This window comes from Aporhodopirellula aestuarii (assembly GCF_023701485.1).
GTDB lineage: Bacteria > Planctomycetota > Planctomycetia > Pirellulales > Pirellulaceae > Rhodopirellula > Rhodopirellula aestuarii.
Map to the genome: position 1 here is coordinate 36898 of NZ_JAMQBK010000104.1, position 17152 is coordinate 54049.

Consider the following 17152-nt stretch of genomic DNA (forward strand, 5'->3'; position numbering starts at 1 on the left):
GCTAGTTCCTCAGCGAGGGAGCAATAAAGCCAGAGCCGGAGTTGTTCCCCAACACGTCCCCGGACAGACGTGACGCCGTGCTCGTGCCGAGTAGCGTGAACCCGAAGATGCGTTCAATCGGAGCAACCAACTTTGCAATCGCTCCATCCAAGGCAACTAATCGATTATGGGCGATATAAAGTCGGTCTCCGGGCAACAACTGATAATTGGTTTCCACCTCCGCACGCTGGGAAATGCCTTCCCAATCAATCGGCAGAATCTGGCTCGTCTTTGATTCCCGATTCGGTCTCGCGATCCAAATCCTACTCGACGATACGTAACTAAGCCCATTGATTTGGCTCAACGCATCCATCACTGTTTCGTTTCCGGTGTAGGGCAACCGAACGAGGCTATCCCCCAGACCGCCGCCTTGGGTGATGATGTAAAAGGCTTTGCTGTTAAACGCATACACGTTCACCGACACCATCGGTCGAACAAAGAAAGGCGACAAATGATCGGCAATAGCATGCCGCATTTCGTCGAGTGTCATTCCGGCGACGAGTAAAGAACCGTATTGCCCCAGTGTGATCGTGCCGTCGGGACCAACCAAGTGCTCACCCGAGATCGGCTGCGTTCCGGAAGCATCTAGAAGCGATAGTGAAACACGCGGATTACGGAGCTGATTTAACAAATGGGCGTTGATGAGCGACTTGGCGTGCAGCACTGTTTGCCCCCCCACCTCGACTTGACCATAACCAAAACCAAGGTCAATCACCCCGCCAGGCTGGACAACGTATTCGCCCGCGATCGGCTCATCCGGAAATGTCCCAACGACCGACAACAAAACGCGATCACCGACATTCAAACCGTAGGTACTGTGTGGTACCTGTAACATGACGTCGATCGTCAAGATATCTGGTGGCTCAACGCGATAGATCGGGACGGTGGCTTTGTCGAGTTCACGCGGTACCCATGTATCCGGGCCATCGCAATATTGGGCGACTTGACTGGTCAACACCTGGTCACAGGATCCTATTGCCATTCCACCTTGGCCGGGAATTTCGCTTAGTGGAATCGGTGCCAACACCGCGCATCCGCTACCTCCGAGCCAGCACATCGCTAGCCCAATCAGGCAGAGTTGTCGGTAGGATTGGCGTAATTGGTTCACAATTTTCTTTGTTGGAACTCACCGGCGTGGTCACTCACGCGGGTTGAAGAATCTGACTTCAACGACGAGAGGCGTTGTTCGAAGCGGGATAAAAATGTGAGTATTGCTGGAAATAGCCACCACGCCCTGTCGGGACACGGTCGCGTGAAACTCGACTGCGATTTTGTGAAACCGTGTTGAGCTGATCGACTTGTGATCGCAAATGACGGAGTTGTGCCGACTGCTGCGTTTGTTGCTCAGCGATTCGTCGTTTTGGCAGCACAAATGAGTGGTAGGGGCTCACGACGCCACTGTCACTGCGAAGCAAATCCAAGTACGGCGATAGCGACGGTGGCAGCGGGTCGAATTCGGGTTTCGAAACACCGCCCCCTTGCAAACCGCCCATTGAATAACCCTGAGCGGACGCTGAACCGCCGGATGTGAGTGCGGTGCACGTAAACACACCGAAAACGAATACGCTGAATAAGACGCTTTGGCGAATCACTTCGATGTTGCTCGGTTTAGGCAGTTCTGGGGACATTTGCACCCTCCACATGGCGGTTTGGCTTAGCCTCCTTACTCCTATCGTCCTCCTAACCCGCACAACTTTCGCCTCAGTTCAAAAAACCCCAAATTTTCCTAAATGAGACTGAAGATTTAGTGTTTCACCATCACGTGGCGGGCACATTACTCTCCGATTACGCCCGACCCACTCGTGGCCCAAAACCCCGTCGATGGACGTCTTTTCCGCCGCAGTAGCTAGGGCGATGAATCCATCTTGACCGCTGAACCGATCGCGGTTTCGAAAGCAGACGGCGATAAGATCACGGGCGGCACGCTGAACCAAACCGGATCATTTGTGATCGATGCGATCGGCGAATCGGCTGGCGTGACGCTGGTCCGGGGAGATCTGCGTGGCATGGCGGCGGTGAACCTGAGCCACAAGACAACGCTTAACATTCGCCAGAATCTGTTTTCTGCGTTCTTCTCTAACGCGATCGGCATCCCATTGGCCGCGGGGCCGTTTTATGCCGGGTTGGGCTTGCTGCTCAGCCCGATGGTGGCCGCTGCTGCCATGAGCCTGAGCAGCGTGTCAATAATTGGCAACGCCCTACGACTGCGATCGGTCACGCGGACCTGATGACGGCCAACATCCGGCGCAACCTCCTGGCTACTCTTGAGCGATCAACTGAGCCGACTCGCGCGCGATTGCGAGTTCTTCATTGGTTGCGACGATGAGTGTGCGAACGGTAGCGGAACGGTGGCTGATGTCTGCCACACTATCAATCAGTTCCGGTGATTCATTTACCGAGGGGTCGATGGTGATACCGAGATGCGATAACGGGGTGGTGACCAGTTCACGAATTTTCACGGCGTGTTCGCCTACTCCCGCGGTAAAGATCAACGCATCCAAGCCGCCCAAGATGGCCAGATAGCTGCCAATCGTCTTCTGGATCCGCCGAACATAGATCTCGATGGCGAGATGCGCCGCCGAATCCCCCGCTTCTCGGCGAGATAAGATTGCTCGCATGTCGGCCTCGCCACACAGGCCCACTAAACCGCTCTCCTTGTTGAGTAAACGATCAACGTCATCGGCGGACATCCCGGCTGATCGGATCAGGTGCAGCGGCACCGAAGGATCCATATCGCCGCAACGTGTCGCCATGACGAGACCTTCGAGCGGCGTCATCCCCATGGACGTGTCGACCGCCACGCCATCGATCGATGCGGTCGCGCTTGCACCGCCACCGAGATGCAACGAAATAACTCTCGCCGGCGATTTTAGACCGAGCCGCTCGATCGCGAGGCGAGTCACGAAACGATGCGATGTTCCGTGGAACCCGTATTTGCGAATTCCATGTGCGTTGTAGATCGATTCGGGAATGGCATACCGGTAGGCGGACGGCTGTAGCGTGCTGAAATACGCAGTGTCGAACACGAGCACCTGTGGCAACGGCACGCCGAGACTATCAATCGCCGCAACAACAGATCGGGCGGATGGATTGTGTAGGGGCGCGAGCGAGTCGAGTGCCTTCAGATGTTCCAGAACGTCGGCATTCACGATCGTCGGCGTGGGATAGCTGTCGCCACCTTGGACAATACGGTGAGCGATCGCGGACAGTTTCGGTGCATCTGATGGTGCTGTCTTTCCCGTGCTCGGCAGCAACCCCGCCTGTTCGAGCACGCAGCGGGCGGCGGAGAGGTGGTCAGGTGCGTCTCCGCCGACTTGGCCAATGCGGTCGACCAGACCTTCGTAGAGACGTTCGCCCGTCGATACCTCGACACACGCGTATTTGAGCGTGGTTGAGCCGACATTGAATACAAGGATATTCATGAGTCTGATTCTTCGTCGTTGTGGGGCGGGACCGGATCGAGAGCGATGGACTGCGAGGCTTGCGCCTGCACCGCGGTGATCGCGACGGTATTCACAATATCGGCAACCGTACAACCACGAGAGAGGTCATTGACGGGACGGCGGAGACCTTGCAACACCGGGCCAATCGCGAGTGCGTTGGCGGAACGCTGGACGGCTTTGTAGGTGTTGTTACCCGTGTTGAGGTCTGGAAAGATGAACACGGTCGCGCGACCGGCGACTTTGCTACCGGGTAACTTCGCCGCCGCGACACTGGGGTCGATCGCGGCATCGTATTGCAGAGGGCCTTCGACCAAGAGTTCAGGACGTGCTTTTTTCAACATTGCGGTCGCAGTACGCACCCGCTCGACGTCTTCGCCATGGCCGCTCTCGCCGGTCGAATACGACAGCATCGCGATTCGTGGTTCGATACCAAACTGCGATGCCGTGTCCGCACTGCAGCTGGCGATCTCAGCGAGTTGTTCCGCCGTCGGATTGGGGACCACCGCACAATCCCCGTAGACGAGCACCCCGCTCTTGAGACACATCAGAAACACGCTACTGACACAATTGATACCCGGACGTGTCTTAATAAACTCGAACGCGGGTCGGATCGTTGCCGCGGTCGTGTGCATGGCCCCCGAAACCATCCCGTTGGCGAGACCTCGGCGAACCATCATTGTGCCGAAGTAACTGACCTCTTGCATACGATCGCGCGCGACGTCACGAGTGAGTCCTTTGTGCCGCCGCAATTGGTAGTATTCTTCGACGAACGAGGCCAGCAATGGACTCGACGGTGGATGGATGATTTCAACAGTCGGTGTTCCTTCGGATCCTCGTTTCTTTTTGGGTGCGTTGCCATTGGCATCAAACGCATCAAGTTCCGGCAGCATCACACCCACTTGGCTGGCGGCGCCGCGAATCTTTTCCGGGTCACCCAGCAGGACGATGTCAGCGACATCACGGCGACGCAACACGTCGACGGCTTGAAGAATGCGTGGGTCGTGGCCTTCGGGCAAAACAATGCGAACGCGTTTCTCGCGGGCGCGTTGGATCAACGAATGCTCGAACAACATCGGCGTGACACGTTGGACCCCCGGTGCCTCGAGCCGTTTGGCGAGGTCTTCGATATCGATACTGCGTTCAAACAAACCGAGTGCGGATTCGATCTTTCGCGGTGAATGTTCTCCGATCTCGGCACGGACATTCGACGCCATCGTCGCGGCGGTAAAGGTATCAACCTTGGTTGTCAGGATCGGTAATCCGCTGGTCGGATTCACCATCCGCCGCACCGCGAGCGGCGGGAGCAGCCCACCAGTCAAAACCAACCCCGCGGGTGACGGGCTCCCTGAATGCAAGCTCGCCAGTGCGCATCCGACAATGATGTCACTGCGATCCCCCGGCGTGATCACGAGGCTGCCCGCTTGCATTCGCTCGAGAAAATCAGGCAACAACATGGCGGCGACCTTCAGACGAGCGACCTCCCGATCGAATGTCGATTCATCGCCCCCAAGGACCGAGGCCCCGAGGCCGACCTGAATCTCCCGCACCGTCGGTTGCCGCAACGAGGGTTCCTCGGGCAACATGTAAATCGGAGCGGCGCCCGCGAGACCGGCAACCGAGTAGGCTGACCGGAGTGCGTCCTGCTTCTCAGGCTCGACTTGATTGACCACCGTGGCCACCAATTGCCCGCCATGATCGGTGAGCGAATCGTTTCCGATCCGAATCGATTGCACACTTTCCTCCAGCGTGCGGTTGGCGGCTGAGTAAACCGACATGATCGCGCAACCAAGATTCACCGCGATGTCGGCGTTGAGTTCGAACTCGATTTCAGTTGCGAGTCCTTGAAAGCTCGTGCCTTCGACCACTGCAAAATCGGCGGACTCCTGCAGCGATTTGAACTTCTGTTGAATACGCTGGATTAAGGCGTCGTAGCGATCTGCGGCCAACATCTGGCGTGCTTCCTTGCGGGTCACACCAAACATCTGCTGAGGCGACGCGGGAAGTTGATAACGAGAACGCATCAACCGAATACTTTGGTCCTCGTCGGCAGAATCACGTACGACGGGGCGGAAGAAAATCACGCGTCGGAATCGCCGTGCCGCGAGTTCCATGACACCGAGTGCGACCATCCGTTTGCCCGTCGCGTTCTCGTTTGTTGCTAGATAAAGGCTGTCGGGCATGATGACGATTCGGTTTTAGAGAGAGTTCTTTTAGTTCGATTTATTCGTACATGCGTCCGCGACCGCACACGAAGCGCATCCGCCACTGGTCCCACATCCGCCGCCCTCGTCAGTCCCGCAATTCGGTCCGCAGCCGTGGGTCATTAATTCGGCGAGACGAATCGTTTGCACTTGAGCTTCGTACTCGGCAACGATGCGATCGGTGATCTCTCGCCCGAGGGCGTCGACCGGCCCGAGAAAGTGCAGCACCAGGGTATTGCCGTCGAACAATTGGTCGACGTCGAGCAACACCGCTTGCGAATCGCTCGCCGCTAGCACTTCTTGGCAGCGGCGGACGGCGTCGCGTTTGTATCGCTGCAAACGCTCGACCAAGAGTCGGTCATCGGGGGTGAGCGAACGGATGATTTGCAGCGTCCGAGGAACCTGCGGCGTCTGTGAAGAGTCGTCGTTTGACCGATCGCCATCTTCGGACGGAGAAGTTTCATCCGACACCTCTCCGAGCACCTCTCCGAGTTCGATGCCGCGCGGCGTTTGCACGAGCACTTCGCTGCCACGAGAGTACAACGCGGCCTCAACGGGTGAGGCCGCGACGAAACAATCGCCAGTGAAACCGATTCGGACGAGGTATTGAGTCACTGCTATGACAAGATCCGGCGGCGAATTTCTTCGACACAATCGTCGATCTTGATGCGGGTTTGTTCCAGCGAATCACGATCTCGAATGGTGACGGTTTTGTCGGTCAACGAATCACCATCGACGGTGATGCAGTACGGCGTTCCGGCTTCGTCTTGACGACGATATCGGCGACCGACCGCTCCCTTGGCATCGTAAAAGACGTTGAAGTGTTGCTTCAGCCCGGCGTAGATTTCCTGGGCGATCTCGGGCATCCCATCTTTTTTAACCAGCGGGAAAATGGCAGCCTTGATCGGCGCCAAACGAGGGTGCAGGCTCATCACCGTACGCGTTTGCATCTTCCCGTTCTCGTCGGGAGCCTCGTCTTCCTTGTATGCTTCGCACAAGAACGCGAGGGCGCCGCGGTCGGCACCAGCGGACGGTTCGATCACATGAGGAACGAATTTCTCATTGGTAACGTCGTCGCGGTAGGTGAGATCTTTGCCACTGCCGCGGTACTTCGGTTTGCCGTCTTCACCGAGCTGCACGGTCATCGGGTTGGTCGACGGATCCAGTTTGCCTTCCATGTGACTGCGGAGGTCAAAATCGCCACGGTGCGCGATGCCCTCGAGTTCGCCGTACTCTCCCTCGGGAAGAAACGGGAAGGCGTATTCAATGTCCGCGGTACCGACGCTGTAGTGAGCCAACTCAGCCGGGTCGTGTTCACGCATGATCAGCGATTCACTCGACAATCCCATTTCGGTGTACCACGCCATCCGTCGATCTCGCCAATAGCGATACCATTCTTGCGATTGATCGGGGTGGCAGAAGAATTCGATTTCCATCTGTTCAAATTCACGCGACCGGAACGTGAAGTTGCGCGGCGTGATCTCGTTGCGGAAACTCTTGCCGACTTGACCGATTCCGAACGGAATACGGACCCGCGAGCTATCGAGCACGTTCTTGAAATTGACAAAAATCCCTTGTGCGGTTTCTGGTCGCAGAAACGTCGTGTCGTCGGCACCGCCGAGGGCTCCGAGCGTCGTCTTGAACATGAGATTGAATTCACGCGGCTCGGTGAGCGTGCCGAGCGATTTGGCATCGGGTCCGAGCACATCGTCATGCGAATCGAGTTTGTCGAGCGTGATCGATTCGTCACCAATTGTGATGTCGTCCGCGTTTTTGGGACGCAACTTAAAGAACTTCAATGATCGGCGGCGAATCTCGTCCATTTCGTGCTCGACTTCGGCGAGCGTCGTCACGAAGATTTTCTGATCGTTGTATTCGACATAGCGGCCGCGGACCTGATCGTGACGATACCGTTTTTTCGATTCGCGGCAATCGACCATGTAGTCGTGGAAAAGGTCGTAGTGGCCGCTGCACTTCCAGACCTGCGGGTGCATCAGGATCGTGCAATCCAAACCGACCATCTCGAATGGCGACGGCGCACCGGCGGGCGCGACCAATTCGTTGTGGCCGGCGATCATGTCGCGCCACCAAGCATCCTTGAGATTGCGTTTGAGTTCGACGCCCAAGGGGCCGTAATCCCAAAAGCCCTGAACCCCGCCGTAAATTTCGCTGGATTGAAACAAAAAACCGCGTCGCTTGCACAGCGACACCAAGGCGTCCATGGATTTCATGAGAAAATTGAGGGGAAATCGTAGTTGGGAATCAGTTTGGGATACACAGATCGAGCATTGTCGATGAAACGCTGAGTTACGCAAGCATCCGCAGAGGTGATGCCCGCCGAGACCGCACATGCCAATCCAAACGCGGCGTGCCCCCCAGTCACAGCAAGCTCAATTCGCTCAGAACACGACGAAAACGTGCTAAATCGCACGTTTCAAGTGTGCATTTCATGTTGAACTAATTCGGTCAGGTGGGATTGAGCAGATCGTTTTTCAAAACACGATTGGCGTGAATGTGCAGCCCGATAGGACAGATGGACAGGCAAGTTTTCACTTCAAAAACCATCAGAATCATGAACATCCATTACGGCATGGCAGCATTTCTCGTCTCCTTGACGGCGGTGCTCGGACCGTTTTTGCAATCGCAGCATGCCTACGGGCAAAACGCCCAATTGGCTTCCTGCGGGGGTCCCGCGTGTGGCGGATCGATTTATGGGGCTCCGGCCATCGGCGGTGCCTGCTCGTCAGGCGGATTCAGCACGCTGCCGTACGGCGGTCCTTCGGCAGCGGACACCGCATTCCTCTACGAATCAGGTTACCAAGGCGGCGGATACCAGTCGCCGACGTATTCGGGCGGCGGATGCGGAGGCACGGGCTATTCCGGTTCGGGTGCGATGATGGGAACAGGCAGCGTGTACAGCGACGGATACACCCTCGGCGCAGCGAGTGGTTCCACCACTTACGCCCCAACCGGAGTGAATGCCTGCGGCGGTGGCGGACTGATCGTGGAAGGCAACGCGGCATACGGTCAGCCGTTCGCAGCCGCGAGCGTCTCCTCGATGCAGGCCTGCGAGCCCGGAATGTTGGGCGCGGGCGTCCTCGGAAACTTCGCCGCTGGCAGTTATGGCGGGTTTGAGTTTTTATGGTTGCGGGCAAACTTCGGCCAAAACGTTGCCCTCATCATTGATCCGCCGGTCGGTAATACGCTCGTGCCATTTGACTATCAAAGTGATCTCAGCCCGCGGGCTTGGCTGGGGTGGCAGTCGTGTCGCGGCACCGGCGTTCGATTCACTTACTTCGGCTTCGATGATTCCGCCGACCCGGTCTCCGTGACCGCGGTCGCGGGAGCGACACCTGTTTTCGTTAACGTGTTTGGCGCGGGCAGCAACCTTACCCGCAACGCGAACGCCAACGTCGGTGAAACACTAACATCGCAACATCAACTTAAATTGCAAACCTACGACATCGAAGCGACGCAGCAGTTTTGCTTTGCTTCAACCCAAGCGATGTTCGGCCTCGGTGTGCGGATTGCCGAGATGGACCAACTGCTTCGCGCTGACGTCCACGACGCCGGTGGCGCGGCCCAAGAAGCGGTTACTAACGATTTGGAATTTCGCGGCGCCGGGCCGACCGCATCGTTGTGGTTGACGCGTCCCATCATGTCCAGTCGGTTGTCGTTCTATAGCAACTTGCGAGGTGCGTTCTTGATCGGTGACACCGATCAACGCATCTATGAAATGAAGGGTGCGTACACCACCGAACTGGAAGACCGCGCCGTTCACCGGGAGATTCTCACCAACGCGGAATGCTCCGTCGGTCTGCAGTTCGGCCAATCCTTGACGCCACGTTGCGGATGCTTCCTGCGGGTCGGCTACGAAGCCCAAGTGTGGCTCGACGCGGGCGGCCCCGTGAACTCAGACTCGGCAATCGGCTTGGACGGTGTCACCTTCGCAACCGGTTTGGCGTTGTAAACGATTAGGTCGCCACGAATATTCCGCTGCTACCGAACACTGCTACGCGGCGGAACTCAGGCAAGGCAACCGTGACGGATTTAACGTGCCGATCGTTATAGGTTCATCAGAATCTCAAGCATCTCAGACGCGGTGGAAATCACCCGCGAAGAAGCTTGGAACGCACGCTGATACGAGATCATCTTGATTGATTCTTCGTCGATATTGACGCCCGTGATCGCAAGGTGTTGGCTTTTCAAAGTCGCGTAGAAGTCACTCAGCCCCTCGGACGTACTGGCTTGAAGGCTGACTTCGCGTCCCACTTTCGAGAGCATCTGTTCGTGCAATCCTCGGATCGAACGCCCGTCGAGTTCGTCAACCGGTGCGTCGACCAAATCAAGCAATTGAAATAGCGTGTCGGTGTCGCGATTGATCCCTCCGGATGAAACCGCCAATAGATCGAGGTCATTCTTGATCACGTCATTGACCGCAATGTCTTTTGCAGAAACGCCGGTGAAGAACGTGTTGAGACCGGCCGCGGCTACGAACCCGCTGGTGTCTTCCCCGAAAGTGAACTGCGAAGTCGGCGAATCACTTTCGATTCGCAGTTTTCCATCGCCCGACAACGATGCGGTGATCCCCGTGATGTCATTCAGCTGCGCGACGATCGAGTTGACCGTGGAGTCACCCAATTGCCCCAGGTTTCGAACTTCGATTCGCGTCGTTGAGAGCAGCTCGCCCTGGTTGTCGACGAGATTGAAATCGAAACTACCGTTCTTCGGTTCAAACACTAAACCCGCTTGGCTGATCGGTACTCCCGGTTCGCTGGGATACGTGCCGACGATCGAATCAAAGCCGGTGCGACCCTGACCCTGTGAGTGGATTTCGTTGACACCTTTGATCAACGCGGCCGCCATATTATCGAGGTTCTCGAGATAGCTACCGAACACACCGCTGCGTGCCTCGACGGCGGCTCCGAGTTTGCCGCCCTTGACTTGTAAGGGGGAATCGGTGTCGACGATTCGGACTTCGATGCCGCCGGCGGACTCGTCGAACGCCGCGTATACTTCGCGGAAGTTCCGATTGCTGACCAGATAATCACCGCCGACGAAGACGTTGACGTTACCGCTCTCTTGTTCTTGAAAGTTGATGTCGACGTAGGTGGCGAGTTCCTCGAGATTGCGATAGCGTTGATCTCGCAGACCGGTCGCATCGCTGCCGAGCAAACCGCCACCTTCGATTGTCGCGATCTGCACGTTCAGTTCGGCAATGCTTTCGGCCAAACGATTGATCTGGGTGGCCATGTCCTTCATGTCGCCGTTCCATTGGTCGGCCAAGTTGCCCACCTTTTCACGCGTCGTTCGCAAGTCCTGAGCGAGACTTTCGCCCTGGATGATCACGAACTCTCGCATTGCAGAATCGTTTGGCTGCGTCGACAAATCATGCAGAGCGTTATTGAACAATGAGAACTGCTCACTGAGTCCACCACCGTCGAGATCCGAGGTCAGATCCTCGAGCTGGTTATAGGCCGACAGCAACGATTCGCTTCCCGAGACGGCCGTTTGAGCATTGAACATCCGCTCGGCGAGCTGCTGGTCGATGATCTGTTTGACCCCGGTGGCGCGCACCCCGGTTCCCAGGATCAGACCGCCTTGGCGGACCGCCGTGGCGGGCGTCTGCTCAAGTCGCTGGCGGATGAAACCTTCGGTATTGGCATTGGCAATGTTATTGCCGACCACCTGCAATCCGACCTGAGCGGTGTTAAGCGCCCCAGCGGATTGCTGAATCGTTCCGAAAAGCCCCATGACGGCGAACCCTATTTGCGAACCGAAGGACTCTCAAGCGAAAGAATCCACCTATGGGAAAGTTCATCGACCGTTACAACCGGCATTCTTGACCGAAACCGGCTGATCACGCCCTACACAGGGAAAACAGCGCCGGCAAGAACGACCGCTCGTCGAACTTCGCGGGGGAATCATCAACGCGTACGCGTTGTTTTCGATGGAACCCCGGGGGGGCAGCAGGCGTCCTTGCCAGTCGGCGTGATGCGCGAAATCGGCTCTACCGAGATCAGTCCCCCGAGGGTCGATAGTCGATTCGGGCGTCATGTCGTAGGATGTTGGGTTGAAATTTGAGCGACTATTTTGCTGTCTCCTTGCCCTCGTCCCCGCTTCTAGCCGGTTTCCTTGATGTTCCTGTCGCCTGAGCCGTTGTTAATCGTGTACTGCGTGTTCGTCATCATGGCGTCGATGACCGGAGGGCGTTTGTCAAAATTGTTCCGCATGACGCACCTGCGAACGCAGCTGCTGATGAGCGGGGTGGGTGGTCTGATGCTGGGGATCGCGCTGCTGCACCTACTGCCCCATGCCACCGAAGTACTCGGATCCTCATCAAAAACCGGCGCCGCCGCGTTAGTAGGTCTGATCGCGATGTTTCTGCTGATTCGGCTCTTCCACACCCATGACCACGGTGCCAAAGAACCCGAACCCGCCCCCGAGCATCACGAACACCATCATGAGCACGACCACAGCCACGGGCATGATCACGAACACGGGCATGATCACAGCCACGATCATGGACATTCCCACGATCACTCACACCATCAACACGGGCACTCCCATTCCCACAAAGGCCTAAGCTGGGCAGGGATGTTCTTCGGGTTGGCCCTGCACACGGTAATCGACGGCGTCGCTTTGGCGAGCAGCGTGATCGCGGATGCCCATCACGGTGCCTGGTTGGGGCTAGCGGGATTGGGCACGTTTCTGGCAGTCGCGTTTCACAAACCGCTCGATGCGTTTGCGATCACGTCGGTGATGAGCAAACAGGGTTGGTCCGAAAACGCCCAAAGTGCCGCAAACGTTTGCTTTTCGCTGGCCTGCCCCCTTGGTGCCCTTCTGATGTATTTCGGTGCCACCCACTGGACCGAGGGCACCGAGGTGCTCGGATGGGGGCTAGCGGTCTCGGCAGGATTTTTCATCTGCATCGCGTTGGCGGACCTTTTACCCGAAGTTGCTTTTCACGATCATGACCGGGGCAAACTGACGGCTGCGTTGTTATTAGGGGTCGCAATCGCGGTCGGAATCGAGAATTTGCCGGGGCACAAACACAACTCTCATGACGGGCACGATCACGCCTTTCCGAGCATTTCGGAAGTCCTCATGCCTGACGAGACGCCATAATTGCATCAATCTTGGCAAAAACACGGCTTCTGCCACTCGGGAACTACGCGTAATTTGGTAGCGAACTAAACTGTGCTCGCACCGTAGCACGCTTATCGCGTCGTTCTATCCGCTCCTTCCTTTCGCAACTCATGCAACGTTTTACCGCCCAAATCGCTCTGATCGCCTACGTGGTCGGTGGCTGGCTATTGCCCGCCGCTCACCATCATGTGCACGATCATGCGAAGACCAGCGGAGCGTGTGCCTGCGTCGTGGCGGCGGGCATCGACTCGAATCGGGACCCGGACGCTGAATCTGAAGCGTTCCCCACAAGCCCGGCTCCTGCCTCCCACGGCCATAGCCACGATTGTTGCTGTGACCATTCCCCCGAATCTTCGGTTGTGGAATCGGCAAACGCTGATGTTGATTCGAGTTCGAACTTAGTCGTCGGACATTCCACCTCAAGCGATTGCCAAGGGCTTTGTGCCCTGTGCTGTTCGATCAGCGTCGTCGGCCAAGTTTCCGACGCCCGGGCGATTTCGATTGCTCCGCTGACAAGTACCGGCACCTCTCGTCATGCCGGCTTGGCATGGCCACTTCCGCCCCTTTGCGGCGGGATTTCTTCTCGCGGTCCGCCCGCTGTTTGATTGAAGCTTCAGCAAATCTCTGTCTGAATCGAAGCGTGCCCCTGCGCGCTCGTATTCAACAGTTCCTTCTTTATTCGCTCCTTTCAATCAATCGTTTTTAATCAGTCGGACTTTGACATGAAATCATCACCTACATCCTTGCGTCCTCGAACCGCCTTTACTTTGGTGGAATTGTTAGTTGTTATCGCCATCATCGGAGTCCTGGTCGGCCTCCTTCTGCCGGCGGTGCAAGCGGCTCGTGAAGCGGCCCGCCGAATGAGCTGTGGCAACAATCTGAAACAACTCGGTCTTGCGGTTCACAACTACCATTCCGCTTACAACAAACTCCCCATGCACGGCGGGGGCACGTGGGTCGATGGCGCCGCGATCGGCAGCAACCAGAGCAACCGCATGGACCTTTCGATCTGGGTCGGACTGACTCCATTTTTCGAACAACAGGCGTTGTGGGAACAAATCGTCAACCCATCGGTCAACAGCTCTGGCACCCCCAGCCTCTGGCCAGCGATGGGACCTGAAACCACCGCGTCGAACTATAAACCATGGACCACCGAGATCCCAACGCTTCGTTGCCCCAGCGATCCGGGAACGGGTTTGCCCGCAATGGGACGCACTAACTACGCCGCCTGCTTGGGTGACTCAATCCACTACATGGACCTCGGTTTGCTCGGCATTGATGCCGACGCGACATTAACGCTCGCCAACGCATCGACACACGCCGCTGAAACTCGCGCCGCATGCCGAGGTGCGTTTGTTTCTCACCAAGCGACTGCGTTCCGGGACATCCTCGACGGTCTTGCCAACACCGTCATTTGTGGCGAAATCACGACCGACCTGGGGGACCGCAACATTCGCACGCTTGCCGCCGTCGGCAATGACTCCGGATCGGAAATGGTTCGCGATGAACCCGACCTGTGTTTGCACGAAGGACTCGTCGACAGCAACCGCCCTCAATTTTGGGCAACCGGTTCGCCACCAACGCTCGCACCCTCAGATCAAGGTCGCGGATACCGGTGGGCATCGTCTGGCGCGGCGTACACCGCAATCAATATGGTCCTACCTCCCAACCGTGAACTCTGTTTTGGGGGCGCAACTGCTGATAGTCATGGAATCGCATCTGTCAGTAGTCAACACCAAGGGGGTGCTCATGTTTTAATGGGTGACGGCGCGGTACGATTCGTCACCGATTCCATCGAAGCTGGTGATGTTCACCATAGCAATGTTTGGTTGGGCGGCACCGGCGAAAGCGCACCAGGATCACGCAGTCCCTATGGATTGTGGGGGGCGTTAGGTACCCGCGCGGGCCAAGAAACCGAATCCTTCGAACCATGATTTAAGTATGAAAGCACTCGTCAAACGTCACTGTGAACCGGGGTTGTGGCTGGAGGATGTCCCCATCCCCAACATTGGCATCAACGACGTGCTTATCCGAGTGGACCGCACTGGAATCTGCGGCACCGATGTCCACATTCATAGCTGGGATGCCTGGGCCCAAAAAACGATTCCAGTCCCCATGGTTGTGGGGCACGAGTTCGTCGGAGAAATCGTCGAAGTCGGCTCCAACGTCGTCGACTTTCGCGCCGGTGACATCGTCAGCGGCGAAGGACATGTCGTCTGCGGACGGTGTCGCAATTGTATGGCCGGCCGTCGTCACCTCTGTGCCGACACCAAGGGCATCGGGGTGAATCGCCCGGGTGCCTTTGCCGAATACATCGCGTTACCGGTAACCAATGTATGGACCCACGATCCTAAGATTGATCGTGACATCGCCGCCATTTTTGATCCCTTCGGTAACGCCGTACATACAGCACTGTCCTTCCCCATTCTCGGGGAAGACGTGCTGATCACGGGCGCTGGACCGATCGGTTGCATGGCTGCCGCGGTCGCTCGCCACGCCGGCGCCCGACATGTCGTGATCACGGATGTGAACCCGTGGCGTCTCGAACTCGGGGCAAAACTCGGCGCCACACGGACGGTCGACGTCCGTCACGAAAAACTCTTCGACGTCCAACGTGAACTGGGCATGAAAGAAGGGTTCAACATCGGCATGGAAATGTCAGGCAACCCGAGTGCTTTCCGCGACATGATCTCTCAGATGTGCCATGGCGGTAACATCGCGATGCTCGGAATTCCGAGCCAAGACATGTCGATCGATTGGAACACCATCGTCTTCAATATGTTGACGATCAAGGGGATCTACGGCCGCGAAATGTACGACACCTGGTATCAGATGACCATGATGCTGCAATGCGGTTTGGACCTTTCACCGATCATCACGCATCGGTTTAATTTCGACGAATTCGAAAAAGGATTCGAGGTCATGATGTCAGGACAATCGGGCAAAGTCATTCTGAATTGGAACGTGTAGATGTACGGTAACTTTCGCAATCACATTCAGAGCCAACTCGACCAAATCCGATCGGACGGTCTCTACAAATCGGAACGGTTGATCAGCACCCCGCAAGACGTGCACGTCCGCGTCGGTGGCGACCAAACCGTGCTCAACCTTTGCGCCAACAACTATCTCGGCTTGGCCGAACACCCCGCAGTGGCAAAGGCAGCGGCCGAAGGGCTCGAACAATGGGGCTACGGTCTATCTTCGGTGCGTTTTATCTGTGGGACACAGACGATTCACAAGGAGCTCGAACGAAAACTCAGCGAGTTCTTGGCCACCGAAGATACGATTCTTTACACGTCGTGTTTCGATGCCAACGGCGGCCTGTTTGAAACCCTGCTCAGTGACGAGGATGCCGTCATCTCAGACGAGCTGAACCACGCCTCGATCATCGACGGGATTCGGTTGTGCAAAGCCCGCCGCTTTCGCTATCGCAACAATGATCTTGCGGACCTCGAATCGAAACTCATCGAAGCCAAATCGGCACGATATCGTTTGATCGCAACCGATGGCGTGTTCTCCATGGACGGCACGATCGCCAATCTGCCTGGCATTTGCGATCTGGCGGAAAAGTACGACGCCTTGGTCATGGTCGACGATTCCCACTCGGTCGGATTTATGGGCGCACGCGGGCGTGGGACACATGAACATCATGACGTGATGGATCGCATCGACATCATCACCGGGACGTTGGGCAAGGCCCTCGGTGGCGCCAGCGGCGGGTACACCAGTGGTCGCCGTGAAATTGTCGAATTGCTTCGTCAGCGATCGCGTCCGTATTTGTTTTCCAACTCAGTCGCGCCGCCGATCGTCGCGGGTTCCATTGCCGCGATCGATCTGCTGAGCGATTCGACCGAATTGCGCGACCGCCTCGAATCGAACACCGCGTTTTTCCGAGATGGGCTGCAAAAAGTCGGATTCGAAATCGTTCCCGGCGAACACCCGATCGTCCCCATCATGCTCGGCGACGCCGTCGTCGCCGCGAAGATGGCGGATGCCATGTTGGAAAAGGGGGTCTATGTCGTCGGATTCTCGTTCCCCGTCGTTCCGCGAGGCAAGGCACGGATCCGGACGCAGGTTTCGGCCGCCCACAGCCGCGACGATTTGTCCATGGCGATCGAAAAATTCGCCCAAACCAAGGCAGAAATCGGGATTTAGAGGGCCGCCGAGAAAATACTTCTCATTTCCTGTGAAATTTGCCACTTCCCTGACGGAACATATTTCACCTTTCGGGATTGGATAGCATAAGATAATGCACTCTTGTATTACCTTTCCTCCCCACCTGATTGTTCCCAAGGAACCCAAACATGAGAAATTTCCTCG

The 17152-nt window shown here is 56.8% G+C and carries 13 protein-coding genes and 1 pseudogene; 7 read left to right on the forward strand and 7 right to left on the reverse strand.

All coding sequences use genetic code 11. The annotated features are described in order from the left end of the window. Position 1: 1 nt before the first annotated feature. A complete protein-coding gene (locus NB063_RS29810; protein WP_250933022.1) occupies positions 2-1147 on the reverse strand; it encodes a polysaccharide biosynthesis/export family protein in 1146 nt (381 codons plus the stop codon). A gap of 58 nt (positions 1148-1205) precedes the next feature. Further along, positions 1206-1667 (reverse strand): hypothetical protein, encoded by a 462-nt coding sequence (locus NB063_RS29815; protein WP_250933046.1) that lies wholly within the window; start codon positions 1665-1667, stop codon positions 1206-1208. A 336-nt stretch (positions 1668-2003) separates the two neighbouring features. On the opposite strand from NB063_RS29815, the pseudogene NB063_RS29820 reads away from it, so the two are divergent. Beyond that, positions 2004-2267 (forward strand): annotated as a pseudogene (locus tag NB063_RS29820) (copper-transporting ATPase); the annotation flags it as partial. Positions 2268-2297: 30 nt separating this feature from the next. Here NB063_RS29820 and NB063_RS29825 read toward each other — a convergent pair. From NB063_RS29825 to NB063_RS29840, 4 genes are read right to left on the reverse strand one after another with little or no spacing between them, the layout of a single operon-like run. After that, entirely contained in the window at positions 2298-3461 is a 1164-nt protein-coding gene (locus tag NB063_RS29825) for an acetate/propionate family kinase (RefSeq protein ID WP_250933063.1), read from the reverse strand. Beyond that, entirely contained in the window at positions 3458-5662 is a 2205-nt protein-coding gene (pta, locus tag NB063_RS29830; protein WP_250933064.1) for a phosphate acetyltransferase, read from the reverse strand. Before pta ends, NB063_RS29825 begins: the two co-directional genes overlap by 4 nt. Positions 5663-5692: 30 nt before the next feature. Next, positions 5693-6298 carry a PSP1 domain-containing protein gene (locus NB063_RS29835; protein ID WP_250933065.1) on the reverse strand — a complete coding sequence of 202 codons (606 nt, stop codon included), beginning with the start codon at positions 6296-6298 and terminating at the stop codon, positions 5693-5695. Positions 6299-6300: 2 nt separating this feature from the next. After that, positions 6301-7905: a glycine--tRNA ligase gene (locus NB063_RS29840; protein WP_250933095.1), complete on the reverse strand. Its 1605-nt coding sequence runs from the start codon at positions 7903-7905 to the stop codon at positions 6301-6303. Between the two features lie 350 nt (positions 7906-8255). Here NB063_RS29840 and NB063_RS29845 point away from each other — a divergent pair, with 350 nt between their 5' ends. Continuing rightward, the gene (locus NB063_RS29845; RefSeq protein WP_250933066.1) at positions 8256-9653 is read left to right on the forward strand and encodes a hypothetical protein; all 1398 of its coding nucleotides are present in this window, start codon (positions 8256-8258) and stop codon (positions 9651-9653) included. A gap of 95 nt (positions 9654-9748) precedes the next feature. Here the strand turns inward: NB063_RS29845 and flgK are convergent, their stop codons facing one another. Continuing rightward, complete coding sequence (gene flgK / locus NB063_RS29850; RefSeq protein WP_250933067.1) at positions 9749-11437, reverse strand: flagellar hook-associated protein FlgK; 1689 nt, start codon at positions 11435-11437, stop codon at positions 9749-9751. 384 nt (positions 11438-11821) lie between these two features. Between flgK and NB063_RS29855 the strand changes: the two genes are divergently transcribed. The 5 genes from NB063_RS29855 (at position 11822) to NB063_RS29875 (ending at position 16987) form a co-directional block, all read left to right on the forward strand. Beyond that, entirely contained in the window at positions 11822-12811 is a 990-nt protein-coding gene (locus NB063_RS29855; protein WP_250933068.1) for a ZIP family metal transporter, read from the forward strand. Positions 12812-12942: 131 nt separating this feature from the next. Continuing rightward, entirely contained in the window at positions 12943-13437 is a 495-nt protein-coding gene (locus tag NB063_RS29860) for a hypothetical protein (protein ID WP_250933069.1), read from the forward strand. 117 nt (positions 13438-13554) lie between these two features. Beyond that, on the forward strand, positions 13555-14766 hold the full coding sequence (locus tag NB063_RS29865; protein ID WP_250933070.1) for a DUF1559 domain-containing protein: 1212 nt from the start codon (positions 13555-13557) through the stop codon (positions 14764-14766). A gap of 7 nt (positions 14767-14773) precedes the next feature. Further along, the gene (gene tdh, locus NB063_RS29870; protein WP_250933071.1) at positions 14774-15802 is read left to right on the forward strand and encodes an L-threonine 3-dehydrogenase; all 1029 of its coding nucleotides are present in this window, start codon (positions 14774-14776) and stop codon (positions 15800-15802) included. Next, the gene (locus NB063_RS29875; protein WP_250933072.1) at positions 15803-16987 is read left to right on the forward strand and encodes a glycine C-acetyltransferase; all 1185 of its coding nucleotides are present in this window, start codon (positions 15803-15805) and stop codon (positions 16985-16987) included. Positions 16988-17152 lie beyond the last annotated feature (165 nt).